This window comes from Klebsiella sp. ME-303 (genome assembly GCF_007910085.1).
Lineage (GTDB): Bacteria > Pseudomonadota > Gammaproteobacteria > Enterobacterales > Enterobacteriaceae > Klebsiella > Klebsiella michiganensis.
In genome coordinates this window covers 247,116-261,747 of sequence record NZ_VOJB01000061.1, presented here as the reverse complement: position 1 = coordinate 261,747, position 14,632 = coordinate 247,116, and the positions used below count along the sequence as shown (strand labels likewise).

Sequence of the window (14,632 nt, the reverse complement as noted above, 5' to 3'; positions counted from 1 at the left end):
CAATTTCACCCCCTGTTTTAAAAATAATTAACAGGAGGTTGAATTGGCTCTGACGGCTAACTCCGCACAAACAGCTATTCCATCGCCATATGCCAAAATTAATTGTCCCAGGCGTGCGGGGCGAACAGGTAACCTTTATTGCGTACCGTTTTGATACGATATGGCTCAGTCGCATTATCGAGAAGCTTTTTACGCAGCCGCGAGATGGCGACATCGACGCTGCGGTCCATACCATCGTAGCTGACTCCGCGCAGATTTTTTAATAACGCGTCCCGATCCATAATTTGTCCAGCATGGGTCGCTAACTCCCACAGGAGATCGAAATCCGCAGTGGATAAGGCGACGCTTTCGCCGCCGAGCATCACCTGTCTATTCACCGGGTCGATACTCAGGGAGCCAAAAGCGATCGCTTTATGCGGGGTGAGCGAGGAGGGGACGCTGCCGTCCGGCACGGCGATATGCTGGCGCAAATGCAGGCGCAGGCGAGCTAACAGCACCGCGGGCGGCGTGGTTTTCAGGATATAATCGCTGGCGCCCATTTCGAGTGAGAGAATATGGTTCATATCGCTGTCCAGTGAAGTGAGCAATACGATTGGCCCCTGCCACTGGCCGCGTAAATCGCGGCACAGCGTCATACCGTCTTTACCCGGCAGCATGATATCCAGCAGCACCAGGTCCGGCTTTTCGCGCGCGATAACCTCTTCCGCCCGATCGCCGCGCGGTTCTACCACCACGTCCATATCGTGTTTGCCAAGGTAGGCCGCAATCAGTGCGCCGACCTCGGCATCATCCTCAACGAAAACAATTTTATTCATATTGTGTATGCCTGCACTCATCTTTTAATCGCTTGAATCTCTGTACCTGAATCGCGGCTGAGGTGGCGCATTCAGTATCTGAAGTCAGGTGCCTATTCATTCGCTACCGCCATTGTAAACCATCCGGACATTAATATGAGCTATATATTAGCCATGAAATTCGCTATGATTCCCGGAGCTGCGGTTCAGGACTATTTTTTGCGGAGCCAGACAATGATTCAGATACGAGCAGAAGCATTGCGCATTAAGGGAACAGGATGCGGCACAATGTGGGCACGGGCTGTCAGGACAGCACGTGCCCACATAGAAAATAAGTACCGGTACGCTAGCGCGAATGAGGGGGAAGCCTTATTGCGGCCTCTTTTGCCTGGCGCCGTAGGGGCACAAGGCGAACTTGCAGAGGCTTCTTCGATTGCAGATGAGCAGCATAGGGTTCTGATTACCGGGGCATTCAATATTCTTTGAAAATGTTGACCACAAATTTTCCGTATAGGGGAATGCATGAATAACCTGTAAATCGCCGGGCACACCATTAATGAAAACTTCATTTTGTGTGATGTTAATAACCGAACCAATGCTCAAAAAATAATCTCCACTATACCAAATAATTAATTTCAGATTTTTGGCACTTGCCGCAACTGAAAAACCTGTTCCTGTTACAGGACATACAAGGCTATTTTCAATATTCCACTGCATGCTTGACGCTCTCCGGTAATTTACGAGCATTTTCGCGTTGATGAATATATTTTGATGAAGTTCATGGCCATTTTTACTTTGCGTGAAGCAGGTCCGAACATGGAGATTCCTTTAACTGGTTCTGATGCTGATTAATATAAAATAATAACAATCAGATGAGTGTCTAATACTAGTAATGATAATAGCAACAAGTAAAAGATTCGAAAAACTGGCATGAGCTGAACTAAATGGCTGCGTTGAGGATTGTGAACAGAATAAAATTCTGTTGCGGATATCAGGAACAGATCGAAAGATTGTAAAATCATATAATTACGATCATATCTACTACCGTGCCTGTTATTAACGGCAAAGTATGCTTCCTTGTGAAATCGGTTTTATATTGATGTAAATCAAAATAATTGGTTTTATTTAGCCATTTTGCTAAAAAATGGCTATGTGCGCTTATTCAGGATTTGCGCAAAAAGAATAATTTCAAAATAACCCCTTATGATAAAAATCAACCATATCAATTAACAACTTTTAAGCTATTTCGCCAGTATTGATTTGAATCATTTAGTGCAGATCACTAGCTGCACTGAAGCGGTGCAGTTATTGAGTTGGATATTTTGTAAATGCCCGTCAGTAAAGCGCTTCAGGTTTTAAAATCTGTGTAAATACGTGAGGGGGAGATGAGCCGAAAATAGGCTAATTTGATTTGTATCTAAAAATACGAAAAATAATATGTTATACGTATAACTCAACAATCAGAAAAAATATTCTCTTTTCGGTTTAATGTGTGTATTTAGCCGAAGGGTTTTTAAGGCAGCGAAAACGGTCTTCGAATAACGTGCTCGCTTGCCAGGGATATCATCCTTGCGTACGTTTAATACCAGCTGCGGATATTCGGCATAGGGGCTGGCGTCAGTGATGAGACCGCTAAAAAATAGGTCTTTTGCTTCTACACGGTATCGGCCGCTCTTGCGCGTTTATAATTGTCGGCGCTTCCGTTATGCTGCGGGGTCTTGTTGTTTAAATGTTAAGGCAAAAGGTATGGGGTTGTTGATAAAAGCGCTGCTCGGCGCGCTGGTCGTTGTCCTGATTGGCGTGCTGTCTAAAACGAAGAACTACTATATCGCCGGGTTGATTCCGCTCTTTCCGACTTTCGCCCTGATCGCGAACTATATCGTTGCCAGCGAACGGGGGATCGAAGCGCTGCGAACCACCATCGTATTCGGGATGTGGTCGATCATTCCGTACTTTATCTATTTGCTCTCGCTATGGTATTTCACCGGCGTTATGCGCCTGCCGTTCGCTCTGGCAGGCGCAGTGGGGTGCTGGAGCCTCTGCGCGTGGCTGTTAATTATCGGCTGGAGTCGTTTCCACTAGCGCAGATTGCGGCCGCCGTCGACGGCAAATGAGCGACCGGTCACGTAGCGGCTGCTGAACAGGTATTCGATCAGGTCGCTGATCTCTTTTTCACCTGGCGCGATTTTCATCAGCGATTTATCAAGCGCCTGCTTGCGGTATTCCGCGTCATCGCCTTCGTTAAATAAAATCAGCGAAGGGGCGATAGCATTGACCTTAATTTCCGGCGCCAGCTTGCGGGCGAACGAGCGGCTCATATTATCCAGCGCCGCTTTGCTGGCGGCGTAGGCAATGTGTTTGTCGCTGCCGCGCTCCACAACGTAGTCGGTGATATGGATAATGTCGCTGGCCGCATGGCCGTGGCCGCGAAGCAGGCTCTCCAGAGCATGGTTGAGCAAGTAGGGGGCGTTGACGTGAATTTGCATCATGCTGGCGAGCACCGTGGTTAACGGCACCCCGGGCTTTTCCGCCATCCAGCCGCTGGCGTTATGGATGATGGCGCGCAGACCGCTGCCGGCGTGCGCCTTCACCTCTTCGGCGAACGCCAGAATGCTATCGTCAGTGCTGAAATCCGCGTGCAGACAAACGGCGCCCGCTTCACGAAGCGCGTCGACGGCGGGATACCAGGTGCGGTAGCTGATAATAACGGGCTGCTGCCGGGCCAGAAAATGGCGGGCCAGGGCGAGGCCGATACGACGGCCCCCGCCGGTAATCAGGATTGGACGAGGCTGGATATCAGCCATGGGTATCTCCTTTGAGTTCAGCGGCAGGGTAACCGCTTACCCTACCAACATCCACGTTGCCGGTACGGCGGCAACCAGCAAAAAACCAATTAATGCCAGGTCACGGCGTTTGAGCGGGCGATCGTGCTGGTGTGTACGACGGGCATACAGGAAAACCAGAAGACCCGGAGCGTAAAGTATCACTGACAACAATAAATGCACAGGGCCGGACGCATATAATAACCATAAGCCATAAATACAGGCACCGACACCGACGGCCTTGTGCAGCGGGCGCTCAGCAATCTTCAGCAAAAATGCGCCGACGAGAAAGTAGGGCACCAGGATCATCTCAGAGGCGATGGTCAGCAGCGTGTTGTAATCTGAGCCGGTAAGCCAAATCAATACCAGCGAAGCCTGTACGCTGACGTTGGTGAGCCACAGCGAAGCCGACGGGGCATTGTTTTTATTGGTCCGGGCAAACAGGCGCGGGAAGGCTTTATGCGTTGCTGCCAGATAGGGCACCTCCGCCGCCATAATGGTCCAGCTCAGATACGCGCCGCAGACGGAAATAATCAGCCCGGCGGCAATAACAATCTCCCCCCATGAGCCCATCATGTTGACCATCAGCCCGGCCATTGAGGGGTTGCGTATTTCCGCCAGCTCGCTACGCGGCACGACGCCTAACGAGAGAAGCGTCACCAGCAGATAGACCGCCAGCGCGGAGAGTACTGCCAGCAGCGTCGCGCGGCCAACATCCTGTTTATTACGCGCGCGTGCGGAAACCACGACCGCGCCTTCGACGCCGATAAAAACCCACAGGGTGATCAGCATGGTGTTTTTCACCTGCTCCCATACCGGTACGCCCAGCGCCAGGCCGCTGAAATCCAGGCGGAATGTCTCCATACGAAACGCGATGGCGGCCAGCGCGATAAACGCGCCGAGGGGCAGCAGTTTGGCCAGCGTCGCGGCCAGGTTGATACCCGCGGCCGTTTGTACACCGCGCAGCACCAGGAAATGGACAATCCACAGCAGGACGGAGGCGCCGACGATGGATTGCCAGGTGTTGCCGTCGCCAAACAGGCGCAGCTCGGGGGTATCGGTAAAGAAGCTTAGCGCAGAGAAGACGATAACCAGATAGGAGACATTGGCAACAACCGCGCACAGCCAGTAGCCCCAGGCGGAGCAGAAGCCTATCAACTCGCCAAAGCCTTCCCGGGCGTAGGTAAAAATACCGCCGTCGAGTTCGGGGCGAATGCGGGTGAGCAGCAGCATGGCAAAGGCGAGGAACAGGATCCCCACGCCGGTGATACCCCAGCCGATAAGCAGTGCGGAAGGGCTGGCGACGGCTGCCATATTTTGCGGCAGGCTGAATACGCCTGCACCCAGCATTGAGCTGAGAACCAGCGCGGTCAGGGCGCTAAGGCCCAGTTTCTTTTCCATTGCATTCCCGAGGTGACAATCATCAAACTAAGAATATTTATTTGGCGAAATCGCATAAAAATGGAGGATTGCGCTAAGGCGCGGGATTTTACGGAGTGTTTTGTATGCATGCAATGGCGAGAAATGAAAAAAAGAAAAAAGGCGGCAGATCGCCGCCTTTTTGTTCAGCTCAGACGCCGTTACTTATACAGGTCGGCGCTGATGGTGATGTTGCCACCGCGCTCCTGCCACTGGCGGGTAATGTGGTAGTACTTCGCGCCTTTCTTCGCCGCGCGCTTAGCCGTCTGGTAGGAGATTTCCGTCATGTTACCGTAGTTACCGGTGAACTTGATGCTGTCGTATGGCACCATCTGCGCGGCGGTGATTTTGTTCACTTCCTCGACTTTGGTACCGTCCGGCAGAGTGACGGTGTAACGCCCGCCTTTAGATGATTGCGTTTCAAAGAAGCGGCCTACGCCGGTGCCGGAACCGACCGCTGCGGTGGTCGCTACGCCCGGGATCTCCACTTTCTTCGCGGCTTCTCCGCCTTCCGCCAGCGCAGCGCGACCGGCTTCTGAATCTGCCGGGATAGCGTCCGGGCTTTGCAGAACGCGTTTTTTGGCATCGGCTTTGTAGATATAGGCGGTGATTCGCTGGTTGCCGCCCTGGTTGGCATCAACCTGGCGCACGATAAAGAAGGAGGCGGCGCCCTTGGCCTTAGCGGCTTTGGTGATGGCGTCGTTAACTTCCGGCTGGCTGCGGTAGAAGCCCTGTACGGTGACGGTATCAAACGGCTCCAGCTCGACGGCCTGGTCCTTCGGTAATTCCATTACGCCGTTAATCACACGATTTTTCGGCGCGTCGGCCTGCGGGGCATTTTCTTTATAAAAATCGGCCGTTACGCGCAGGTTGCCGCCGCTGCCAAAATCAGACGTGTCGACAACATAAAAGGATGCTGCGCCTTCTTTGTCCGCTTTACGGGAAACGGCCTGCACCGCGTCGCCAATGGCGTTAAAACGGCCGGTAACCACTACGCGATCGTAGGGCTTCAGCGCTGCCGCCTGCTCCGGAGTCAGCTCGGTCGCTGCATGGGCAGACAACGCGGTTGTAGCCAGAAGAGCAGACGCCAGGAGTGAGTTCTTAAGCTTCATAAAAATAATCCTTTGCCTTGCGCAAACCATGTACTGGTATTGTTGTTGACTGAAAACATTTGATTATTGCATTTATCGTGAGTGACTGTCTGCGTCAATTTTCAGTTGTCGCCCTAAACGTATACTGCAGAAATATAACATTTTTCGATATGTTGAAAAAACAGCCGCTTGACCAGCAAAATCGATAATCGATATCACTTTCATAAGTTAACGTAATGTTAATACGATGTTCAAGACGGCGATAAATGGTGAATTAACCCCTCTGCCAAGCGGATTATCAGGCGCTGGCATAAAAATAAGGTAAATATTGCTGCCTGGCACGGTTAGCCGTGCGTTTTACCAATAAAATCAAAATTTCTGTTTTATTGCTGTAGATCACAATCGGTATTTTCAGTAGGTTATAAAAAGTTTGTTACTGTTTTATTTTTTCAGACATATGTTGGAAGGCACGTTCATCCGCCTTCGCGACGGTCGTTTGTAAGAAAAGTAAACCATCATCAAAAACCGATGGAAGGGAAAACTATGCGTATTGGTGTACCAAAAGAGAGACTAGCCCTGGAAACCCGGGCCGCCGCCACGCCGAAAACGGTGGAGCAGCTGCTGAAACTCGGGTTCAGCGTCGCGGTAGAAAGCGGCGCAGGTAAGCTGGCCAGTTTCGACGACGAGGCCTTCGTTCAGGCTGGAGCGGAGATCGTTAGCGATGATGACGTCTGGCAGTCCGACGTCATTCTGAAAGTGAACGCGCCCGATGACGAAGAGCTCCTGCTGCTTAATCCCGGCACGACGCTCATCAGCTTCATCTGGCCGGCGCAAAACCCGCAGCTGATGGAAAAACTGGCGGCGCGCAACATCAACGTGATGGCGATGGATTCAGTGCCGCGTATTTCGCGCGCTCAGTCGCTGGATGCGTTAAGTTCGATGGCTAACATCGCCGGCTATCGCGCAATCGTTGAAGCCGCCCACGAGTTTGGCCGCTTCTTCACCGGGCAGATCACCGCGGCAGGTAAGGTTCCTCCCGCGAAGGTGATGGTTATCGGAGCCGGGGTTGCCGGTCTGGCGGCCATCGGCGCGGCTAACAGCCTCGGCGCAATCGTCCGCGCGTTTGATACCCGTCCGGAAGTGAAAGAACAGGTGCAGAGTATGGGCGCCGAGTTCCTTGAGCTGGATTTTAAAGAGGAAGCGGGCAGCGGCGACGGCTATGCCAAAGTCATGTCTGAAGCCTTTATCAAAGCCGAGATGGCGCTCTTTGCCGCCCAGGCCAAAGATGTCGACATCATCGTTACCACCGCGCTGATTCCGGGTAAACCGGCGCCGAAGCTGATTACCCGCGAGATGGTTGACTCCATGAAGTCCGGCAGCGTGGTGGTTGACCTGGCGTCGCAAAACGGCGGCAACTGTGAATACACCGTGCCGGGCCAGGTGGTTACCACCGCCAACGGCGTGAAGATTATCGGTTATACCGATCTCCCTGGTCGTCTGCCGACGCAGTCCTCACAGCTGTATGGCACCAACCTGGTTAACCTGCTTAAGCTGCTGTGCAAAGAGAAAGACGGCAATGTCGTTATCGATTTTGATGATGTCGTTATCCGCGGCGTTACCGTGGTTCGCGAGGGTGAAATCACCTGGCCCGCTCCACCCATTCAGGTATCTGCTCAGCCGCAGGCGGCAGCGAAAAAGGTTGAAGCGCCAAAAGCAGAGGCGAAACCGAGCTCGCCGCTGCGCAAGTATGCGCTGATGGCGCTGGCGATTATTCTGTTTGGCTGGCTGGCAAGCGTGGCGCCGAAAGAGTTCCTCGGCCACTTTACCGTTTTCGCGCTCTCCTGCGTGGTCGGTTACTACGTCGTATGGAACGTCTCCCATGCGCTGCATACGCCGCTGATGTCGGTCACTAACGCGATTTCCGGCATTATCGTGGTAGGGGCATTGTTACAGATAGGCCACGGCGGCTGGGTCAGCTTCCTGAGCTTTATCGCGGTGCTGATCGCCAGCATTAATATTTTTGGTGGTTTCACCGTCACTCAGCGCATGCTGAAAATGTTCCGCAAAGGATAAGGGGTAACAAATGTCTGGTGGATTAGTTACAGCTGCATACATTGTTGCCGCGATTCTGTTTATTTTTAGCCTGGCGGGGCTTTCCAAACACGAAACCTCCCAGCAGGGGAACTACTACGGCATTGCCGGGATGGCGATTGCGCTGGTGGCGACCATTCTGGGGCCGGATAGCAGCAACGTCGCGTGGATCCTGCTGGCGATGGTTATCGGCGGCGCGATCGGTATTCGCCTGGCGAAGAAAGTTGAAATGACCGAGATGCCGGAGCTGGTGGCGATTCTGCACAGCTTCGTGGGCCTGGCGGCGGTACTGGTTGGCTTTAACAGCTATCTGCAGCATGAAACCGGTATGGAACAGATTCTGGTCAATATTCATTTGACCGAAGTGTTCCTCGGTATCTTCATCGGCGCGGTGACTTTTACGGGTTCCGTTGTGGCGTTTGGCAAGCTGTGCGGCAAGATGTCTTCTAAGCCGCTGATGCTGCCGAACCGTCATAAGCTAAACCTGGCGGCGCTGGTCGTTTCTTTCCTGCTGCTGATCGTTTTCGTGCGTACCGACAGCATCGGCATGCAGGTACTGTGCCTGCTGGTAATGACCGTGATTGCCCTGGCGTTTGGCTGGCACCTGGTGGCCTCCATCGGCGGCGCGGATATGCCGGTCGTGGTATCAATGCTGAACTCCTACTCCGGCTGGGCGGCAGCGGCGGCGGGCTTTATGCTCAGCAACGACCTGCTGATCGTAACCGGTGCGCTGGTAGGTTCTTCCGGTGCAATTCTGTCCTACATCATGTGTAAGGCGATGAACCGTTCGTTCTTCAGCGTGATTGCCGGCGGTTTTGGTTCTGACGGCACGGCGTCCACAGGTGATGAAGAAGTGGGTGAGCACCGTGAAATCAGCGCCGAAGAAACCGCTGAGATGCTGAAAGGTTCTCAGTCGGTCATCATCACCCCGGGCTACGGCATGGCGGTTGCGCAGGCCCAGTATCCGGTCGCGGAAATCACTGAAAGACTGCGCGCGCGCGGAATCAAAGTGCGTTTCGGTATTCATCCGGTTGCCGGGCGTCTGCCGGGCCATATGAACGTCCTGCTGGCGGAAGCGAAAGTCCCGTATGACATCGTGCTGGAAATGGATGAGATCAACGATGATTTCTCCGATACCGACACCGTACTGGTCATCGGCGCTAACGACACGGTGAACCCGGCCGCGCAGGACGATCCGGGCAGCCCGATCGCCGGTATGCCGGTGCTGGAAGTGTGGAAAGCGCAGAACGTCATTGTATTTAAACGTTCAATGAACACCGGCTACGCTGGCGTACAAAACCCGCTGTTCTTTAAAGAGAACACCCACATGCTGTTTGGCGATGCCAAAGCCAGCGTCGATGCGATTCTGAAAGCGTTGTAAGGCCTGCTCGTTTAAAACCTGTGCTTCTTAAGCCGTCTCTTCTGAGACGGCTTTTTTATATAGGCAACGAAGGGGTTATTTGCTCATAAAATAATCAGGCGAAAGTGTTACAATAGGCTGCTTTTCACCCAAACTGAGGATATTATGGATACCGAGTTAACCCCCACGCAACTGGCCATCGAATTTCTGCGCCGTGACCCCGCTGCTTTAACCCCCGCGCAGTATCTGAAAAAGCTGAAATTGCTGGAACTTGAGTTCGCCGATTTAATGGCGCTTTCGTCCATGGAGCTTAAAGAAGAGATCGATCACGCCTGGCGCTTAGGTATCCACTAACGTTTTCGTTACCCATAAAGCTGTTGAAACCGGGGCCAAATGGCCCTTTATTTTTGTTAATGGGATGCAAAAAAATCCCCCGCGCGGGCGGGGGATGACGTCTTATTACCACGAATGAAGTCAACGGACTAATCGTCTTCTTCGTCGTCCAGCTCAACCGGCGTCTGGTACTGGTCCGGCTTCAGCGCCAGCAGGTCGCAGCGCAGGTGGTCAATAACCTGTTCAGCGGTATTGCCGAGGAAGGCTGCCGAGAGTCCGGTTCGACCAATCGTACCCAGTACCACGATCCCCGCCTGAAGATGCTCTGACAGGTCGGGAATGACCTCCTCAGGTAACCCTTTTTCAACGTGGGTGCGGCCTTCATCGATGCCGAATTTTTGCCGCAGCGCTTTCATGGCCAGCAGATGCTGACCGCGAATGGCGTCGTTATAGACGCTGGGGTCAAAATCAGGGAGCTCAATCGCGATATTGATGGGCGTGACGGGATAGGCGCCCACCAGGTGAACCTCTGTATGGTTAACCTGTTCCGCCAGCTCAATGGTTTCTCTGACCAGTTTTTCATTGAGCGCGTTGTGGTAGTTCTCTTCACTGGCGAGATTGACCGCCACCAGCGCTTTACCGCCTTCCGGCCACGGCTGATCTTTGACCATCCAGACCGGACATGGGCATTTACGCAGCAGGTGCCAGTCCGTTGGGGTGAAAATCACCGCTTCCAGCTTGTCGTGCTGGTGCGCCATCTTCAGCACTAAATCATGCTTGTCGCTGATGATTTCCTGAATAATGGCTTCGAAGGGACGATTGTGCCACACCACTTTAATATCAATGGGCACGCCGGACTCTATATAGAATTTTGCCTGCTCGCGGATCCAGGCGGTACGCTGCCCGATGACGCCCTGGCGCATGGCCGTGCGTTCGTCGGGGGAGAGCAGGGTGGTCATCTCATAAGAAAAATCATAGATCGGCAAAAAGGCTTTGATGCGGCCACCAATCCGTTGGTGCAGATACACCGCGCGCCGCAATGCAGGCTGGTCGTCCTGATTGGGGTCGATTACTACCAGCATGTTCTGATACTTCGCCATACAGGGTCTCCTTACAACTGTAACTACAGTCTGTATTAAAAAGATAACCTATATGGATGAAATGAAACAGGGGATGAGCCTGGCCAGATCAACAAATTAGAAAAAAATTCGCGATCCGGCCGGATACGGGAGGACTATCAGGCGACGTTGCGGGCCTGGCCAGCAAGCTGCGCCAGCAGGTCGCTGTTTTCGATGGTGATATATTTGCCTTTAACCGCCAGCATACCGCTTTTCTGGAAACGTCCCAGCAGGCGGCTGATGGTTTCAACCGTCAGGCCCAGATAGTTGCCGATATCGCCACGGGTCATGGTGAGGCGGAACTCACGCGGTGAGAAGCCGCGCTGCGCGAAACGGCGGGACAGATTGTAGATAAAGGCCGCCAGGCGCTCCTCTGCGTTCTTTTTAGAAAGCAGCAGGATCATATCCTGATCGCCTTTGATCTCGCCGCTCATCAGACGCATCATCTGCTGACGCAGGTTCGGCATCTTACCGGAGAGGTCGTCCAGCGTTTCAAACGGGATCTCGCAGACCATTGAGGTTTCCAGCGCCTGGGCAAAGCTCGGGTGGTGGGCGGTGCCGATAGCGTCAAAGCCGACCAAATCGCCGGCCAGATGAAAACCGGTGATCTGCTCATCGCCCTGTTCGGTGATGGTGTAGCTTTTAATGGTGCCAGAACGAATTGCATACAGCGATTTCAGCTCATCACCGGCTTTGAACAAGGTCTGTCCTTTCTGGATAGGCTTTTTCCGCTCGATGATGTTATCAAGCTGGTCAAGCTCATGCTCGTTCAGAGTAAAAGGGATGCAAAGCTGGCTAATGCTGCAATCCTGGCAATGGATTGCACAACCGCCAGACTGAATGCGTCGTATAATTCGCTTTTCCGGGATCATAAGTCTGCTCAGGCTTTAATTGATATTGGTCAATTTTAACATCTTTTTGGTGAGCAGGTAAGTCTCGAACCCCTGAAACACGTAATATTAAAAGGGTAAATCAGTTACCCATTTTATCTCATTGATTATGAATAAGTTATCTGGCGATATTGGATTGTAAAATTACCGGAAGATTCCAGAAAAGGCACTTACGGTCAAAGGAGCAGATAGCCTTCGTGACGCAATAGCCACTCTTTTCGCTGCACGCCGCCGGCGTAACCCGTCATGGTGCCGTTACGCCCGATCACCCGGTGGCAGGGCACCACAATACTGACAGGATTTGAACCGTTGGCGGCACCCACGGCGCGCGCCGCGCCCGGACGTCCCAGCGCCTCCGCGAGCTGACCGTAGTGCATGACCTGGCCGCAGGGGATGGTGCGCAGCGTTTGCCAGACTTCCCGCTGAAACGGCGTCCCGCCGGTGGCGGTAGGTAAGGTGTCAATAACGGCGAGATCGCCCGCGAAGTAATCGCTAAGCTTACGGCTCAGGTTACCGGGATTACGCGAATCAACGCGTTGGTAGCCTTCACGGCGATAATGAACATCCAGCAGTTGCTCCATGCGGTCGCGGTGCTGATCCCACTCAACGGCCCGCAGGTTAAACTGCTCATCGCAAATCACCCACAGCGGCCCCAGCGGGGTGTCAATTTTATCTTGCAACAGCGTGAGCATCGGTCCTCCTTCAGCGAGGTTATTTTGGCAGGGCATCACCATAGCACGACGCGATGTGGGCAAACCATACTCCGAAAAGGTCAACAAACAGGGTCAGCATGGACTATTAATAATGAGGTGAGGAAAGCGATGTTTATTTTTACATTAACTCGCAGACGCGTTGGCAAGGCGATTTTGCTACCTTTATCCGGCGGCGAATTCACCGGCAACCATCCGGCGCGGCAGATAAACAGACTGGCTTTCCTTGAGTCCATGATTTCCCGGCGTTTCTGCGCGGGTTTTTACCAACAAAGGTGGTGATATGCAATATATGATGACTGGCGTTGTAATTGTGATTATCAGCGGCTTAGTAATTCATCTGATCGCTTTGGCGATTGAAGGACTGTATAAAGTCATCAGTAACCGCACGACCTGGCGTTAACGTTTTTGTGGCCTTCCCTGGCCTGTCGCGACGTTAAGGTAATCGCGGATAAATACCCGGTCCGATGGGCAGCCCCACGAGGTACCAGCCAACCAGCAGCAGTAGCCAAACGCCAAGGAATATTAATGGATAAGGCAAGACCAGCGAGTAGTAGGTTCCCAGCTTAGCGTCGGGCCGGTAGCGCTGTAAGAAGCCGAGAAATAGCGGCACAAAAGGCGATACCGGCGCCAGCGGCAGCACCGATGAGTCGGCGATGCGAAACAGAATCTGCGCGAATGCCGGGTGAAAGCCCAGCAGCATAAACATCGGCACGAAAATCGGCGCCAGAATCGACCAGATTGCCGAACCGCTGGCGATAAACATACACAAAAAGGCGGATAGCAGCGCCAGGCCGACAAACGCCGGTACGCCGTTCATTCCCGCGCTCTCCAGCAGATCCGTCAAGCCGACGGCCATAAATTTCCCCATATTGCTCCAGTTGAACATGGCGACGAACTGGGCCAGCGGGAAGACCATCACGATAAAACCTGCCATCTCTTTCATCGGCTCAATCATCAGCTGAGGCAGATCGGCCTGGCGGCGAATTTTGCCGGTGGCGATGCCGTAGGCCAGTGAAACGACGAAGAAGAAAAAGATAATGAGCGGGACGATCCCTTTTATAAACGGCGAAGGCATCACGGTATGCTTGATGGGATCGCGCAGGATACCGTTTTCCGGCACGACCATCAGCGCGATCGCCGCCACGAATAACAGCGCGGCCACGCCGGCCACGCGCAGGCCGAAGCGCTGTTCCGCCGTCAACGTCTGCAGCGTTTCATCGCTGTTGCCTTGCCATTGCCCTAACCGCGGTTCCACCAGTTTATCGGTAATCAATCCGCCAACCAGCGTGAGAACGATCACTGAGGTTGCCATAAAATACCAGTTATCAATCACGCTGACGTGGAGCGAGGCGTCAAGGGTTTTTGCCGCTTCGGTGCTGATGCCAGAGAGCAGGACATCGGTGGTGACGATGAGCAGATTGGCCGTGAAGCCGCAGCCGACGCCGGCGATGGCCGCCAGCAGCCCGGCAACAGGGTGGCGGCCGACGGCGAGGAACATCAGGGCGCCCAGCGGCGGCATAATTACCAGCGCGGCATCAGAAGAGATGTGGCTAAAGAAGGCGATAAATAGCACCATATAGCTGGCGTAACGGGCGCTAACGTGGGATGACATTTTCACCATCAGCGAAGGCAGCAGGCCCACTCGTTCCGCAAAACCGGCCCCCAGCACCAGAGCCAGAATGGCCCCCAGCGGCGCGAAACCGCTGAAGTTCTTAATGACGTTCGGTAAAAACCAGTGCAATCCTTCAATGCTAAGCAAATTTTTCACCACCACTCGCGAGCCGTCGGTGGGGTTCTGTACCCCGACGTTCAGCGCCGACAGGATGGCGGTGGCGATCATTAACGCCACAATCAGATAGATAAACAGTAAAAACGGATGCGGGACCTTGTTACCTATTTTTTCAACCCAGCCATAAAGCTTACCGGTGGGGGAAGGCGACGGTATGGATGACATACTCATGGGCGTTCCTCAGTTGTCGTTGTTGTGTTGGTTGTCTCTTT

General features: G+C 53.3%; 13 protein-coding genes. 4 read left to right on the top strand and 9 right to left on the bottom strand.

Features of this window, described 5'->3' with window-relative positions; translation table 11 throughout:
- Positions 1–98: 98 nt before the first annotated feature.
- The gene (gene rstA, locus FQK12_RS06725) at positions 99–815 is read right to left on the bottom strand and encodes a two-component system response regulator RstA (RefSeq protein WP_004851385.1); all 717 of its coding nucleotides are present in this window, start codon (positions 813–815) and stop codon (positions 99–101) included.
- A 348-nt stretch (positions 816–1,163) separates the two neighbouring features.
- A complete protein-coding gene (gene iraM / locus FQK12_RS06715; protein ID WP_014229571.1) occupies positions 1,164–1,511 on the bottom strand; it encodes an anti-adapter protein IraM in 348 nt (115 codons plus the stop codon).
- Between the two features lie 1,029 nt (positions 1,512–2,540).
- Here iraM and FQK12_RS06710 point away from each other — a divergent pair.
- Positions 2,541–2,876, top strand: a complete 336-nt coding sequence (locus FQK12_RS06710) for a GlpM family protein (protein ID WP_014229570.1) — start codon at positions 2,541–2,543, stop codon at positions 2,874–2,876.
- On the opposite strand, the gene folM is transcribed toward FQK12_RS06710, so the two are convergent.
- The 3 genes from folM to ydgH form a co-directional block, all read right to left on the bottom strand.
- Positions 2,873–3,598, bottom strand: a complete 726-nt coding sequence (gene folM, locus FQK12_RS06705) for a dihydromonapterin reductase (RefSeq protein WP_014229569.1) — start codon at positions 3,596–3,598, stop codon at positions 2,873–2,875. The two genes, FQK12_RS06710 and folM, sit on opposite strands and share 4 nt — an antisense overlap.
- A gap of 36 nt (positions 3,599–3,634) precedes the next feature.
- Positions 3,635–5,017 (bottom strand): amino acid permease, encoded by a 1,383-nt coding sequence (locus FQK12_RS06700; RefSeq protein WP_014229568.1) that lies wholly within the window; start codon positions 5,015–5,017, stop codon positions 3,635–3,637.
- Positions 5,018–5,196: 179 nt separating this feature from the next.
- Positions 5,197–6,147 carry a DUF1471 family protein YdgH gene (gene ydgH, locus FQK12_RS06695; RefSeq protein WP_014229567.1) on the bottom strand — a complete coding sequence of 317 codons (951 nt, stop codon included), beginning with the start codon at positions 6,145–6,147 and terminating at the stop codon, positions 5,197–5,199.
- Between the two features lie 522 nt (positions 6,148–6,669).
- On the opposite strand from ydgH, the gene pntA reads away from it, so the two are divergent.
- The 3 genes from pntA (at position 6,670) to FQK12_RS06675 (ending at position 9,931) form a co-directional block, all read left to right on the top strand.
- Positions 6,670–8,199, top strand: a complete 1,530-nt coding sequence (gene pntA / locus FQK12_RS06685; protein WP_014229566.1) for a Re/Si-specific NAD(P)(+) transhydrogenase subunit alpha — start codon at positions 6,670–6,672, stop codon at positions 8,197–8,199.
- Positions 8,200–8,209: 10 nt separating this feature from the next.
- Entirely contained in the window at positions 8,210–9,598 is a 1,389-nt protein-coding gene (gene pntB, locus FQK12_RS06680; RefSeq protein WP_014229565.1) for a Re/Si-specific NAD(P)(+) transhydrogenase subunit beta, read from the top strand.
- 144 nt (positions 9,599–9,742) lie between these two features.
- The gene (locus FQK12_RS06675) at positions 9,743–9,931 is read left to right on the top strand and encodes a YdiH family protein (protein WP_004102581.1); all 189 of its coding nucleotides are present in this window, start codon (positions 9,743–9,745) and stop codon (positions 9,929–9,931) included.
- 128 nt (positions 9,932–10,059) lie between these two features.
- Here FQK12_RS06675 and uspE read toward each other — a convergent pair whose 3' ends face one another.
- The 4 genes from uspE to abgT all read right to left on the bottom strand — a co-directional run bounded on the left by uspE (position 10,060) and on the right by abgT (position 14,591).
- Positions 10,060–11,010, bottom strand: a complete 951-nt coding sequence (gene uspE, locus FQK12_RS06670; RefSeq protein ID WP_004851366.1) for a universal stress protein UspE — start codon at positions 11,008–11,010, stop codon at positions 10,060–10,062.
- A 137-nt stretch (positions 11,011–11,147) separates the two neighbouring features.
- On the bottom strand, positions 11,148–11,900 hold the full coding sequence (gene fnr / locus FQK12_RS06665; protein ID WP_004851364.1) for a fumarate/nitrate reduction transcriptional regulator Fnr: 753 nt from the start codon (positions 11,898–11,900) through the stop codon (positions 11,148–11,150).
- Between the two features lie 194 nt (positions 11,901–12,094).
- The gene (gene ogt / locus FQK12_RS06660) at positions 12,095–12,610 is read right to left on the bottom strand and encodes a methylated-DNA--[protein]-cysteine S-methyltransferase (protein ID WP_014229564.1); all 516 of its coding nucleotides are present in this window, start codon (positions 12,608–12,610) and stop codon (positions 12,095–12,097) included.
- A 454-nt stretch (positions 12,611–13,064) separates the two neighbouring features.
- Positions 13,065–14,591 carry a p-aminobenzoyl-glutamate transporter gene (gene abgT, locus FQK12_RS06655; RefSeq protein ID WP_014229563.1) on the bottom strand — a complete coding sequence of 509 codons (1,527 nt, stop codon included), beginning with the start codon at positions 14,589–14,591 and terminating at the stop codon, positions 13,065–13,067.
- Between the last annotated feature and the right edge of the window lie 41 nt (positions 14,592–14,632).

Excerpts from the sequence above, each read along its gene's own strand:
- FQK12_RS06700 (WP_014229568.1), bottom strand. The coding sequence starts at position 5,017 with ATGGAAAAGAAACTGGGCCTTAGCGCCCTGACCGCGCTGGTTCTCAGC.
- FQK12_RS06710 (WP_014229570.1), top strand. The coding sequence starts at position 2,541 with ATGGGGTTGTTGATAAAAGCGCTGCTCGGCGCGCTGGTCGTTGTCCTG.
- pntA (WP_014229566.1), top strand. The coding sequence starts at position 6,670 with ATGCGTATTGGTGTACCAAAAGAGAGACTAGCCCTGGAAACCCGGGCC.
- FQK12_RS06675 (WP_004102581.1), top strand. The coding sequence starts at position 9,743 with ATGGATACCGAGTTAACCCCCACGCAACTGGCCATCGAATTTCTGCGC.
- abgT (WP_014229563.1), bottom strand. The coding sequence starts at position 14,591 with ATGAGTATGTCATCCATACCGTCGCCTTCCCCCACCGGTAAGCTTTAT.
- fnr (WP_004851364.1), bottom strand. The coding sequence starts at position 11,900 with ATGATCCCGGAAAAGCGAATTATACGACGCATTCAGTCTGGCGGTTGT.
- iraM (WP_014229571.1), bottom strand. The coding sequence starts at position 1,511 with ATGCAGTGGAATATTGAAAATAGCCTTGTATGTCCTGTAACAGGAACA.
- ydgH (WP_014229567.1), bottom strand. The coding sequence starts at position 6,147 with ATGAAGCTTAAGAACTCACTCCTGGCGTCTGCTCTTCTGGCTACAACC.
- rstA (WP_004851385.1), bottom strand. The coding sequence starts at position 815 with ATGAATAAAATTGTTTTCGTTGAGGATGATGCCGAGGTCGGCGCACTG.
- folM (WP_014229569.1), bottom strand. The coding sequence starts at position 3,598 with ATGGCTGATATCCAGCCTCGTCCAATCCTGATTACCGGCGGGGGCCGT.
- ogt (WP_014229564.1), bottom strand. The coding sequence starts at position 12,610 with ATGCTCACGCTGTTGCAAGATAAAATTGACACCCCGCTGGGGCCGCTG.
- uspE (WP_004851366.1), bottom strand. The coding sequence starts at position 11,010 with ATGGCGAAGTATCAGAACATGCTGGTAGTAATCGACCCCAATCAGGAC.
- pntB (WP_014229565.1), top strand. The coding sequence starts at position 8,210 with ATGTCTGGTGGATTAGTTACAGCTGCATACATTGTTGCCGCGATTCTG.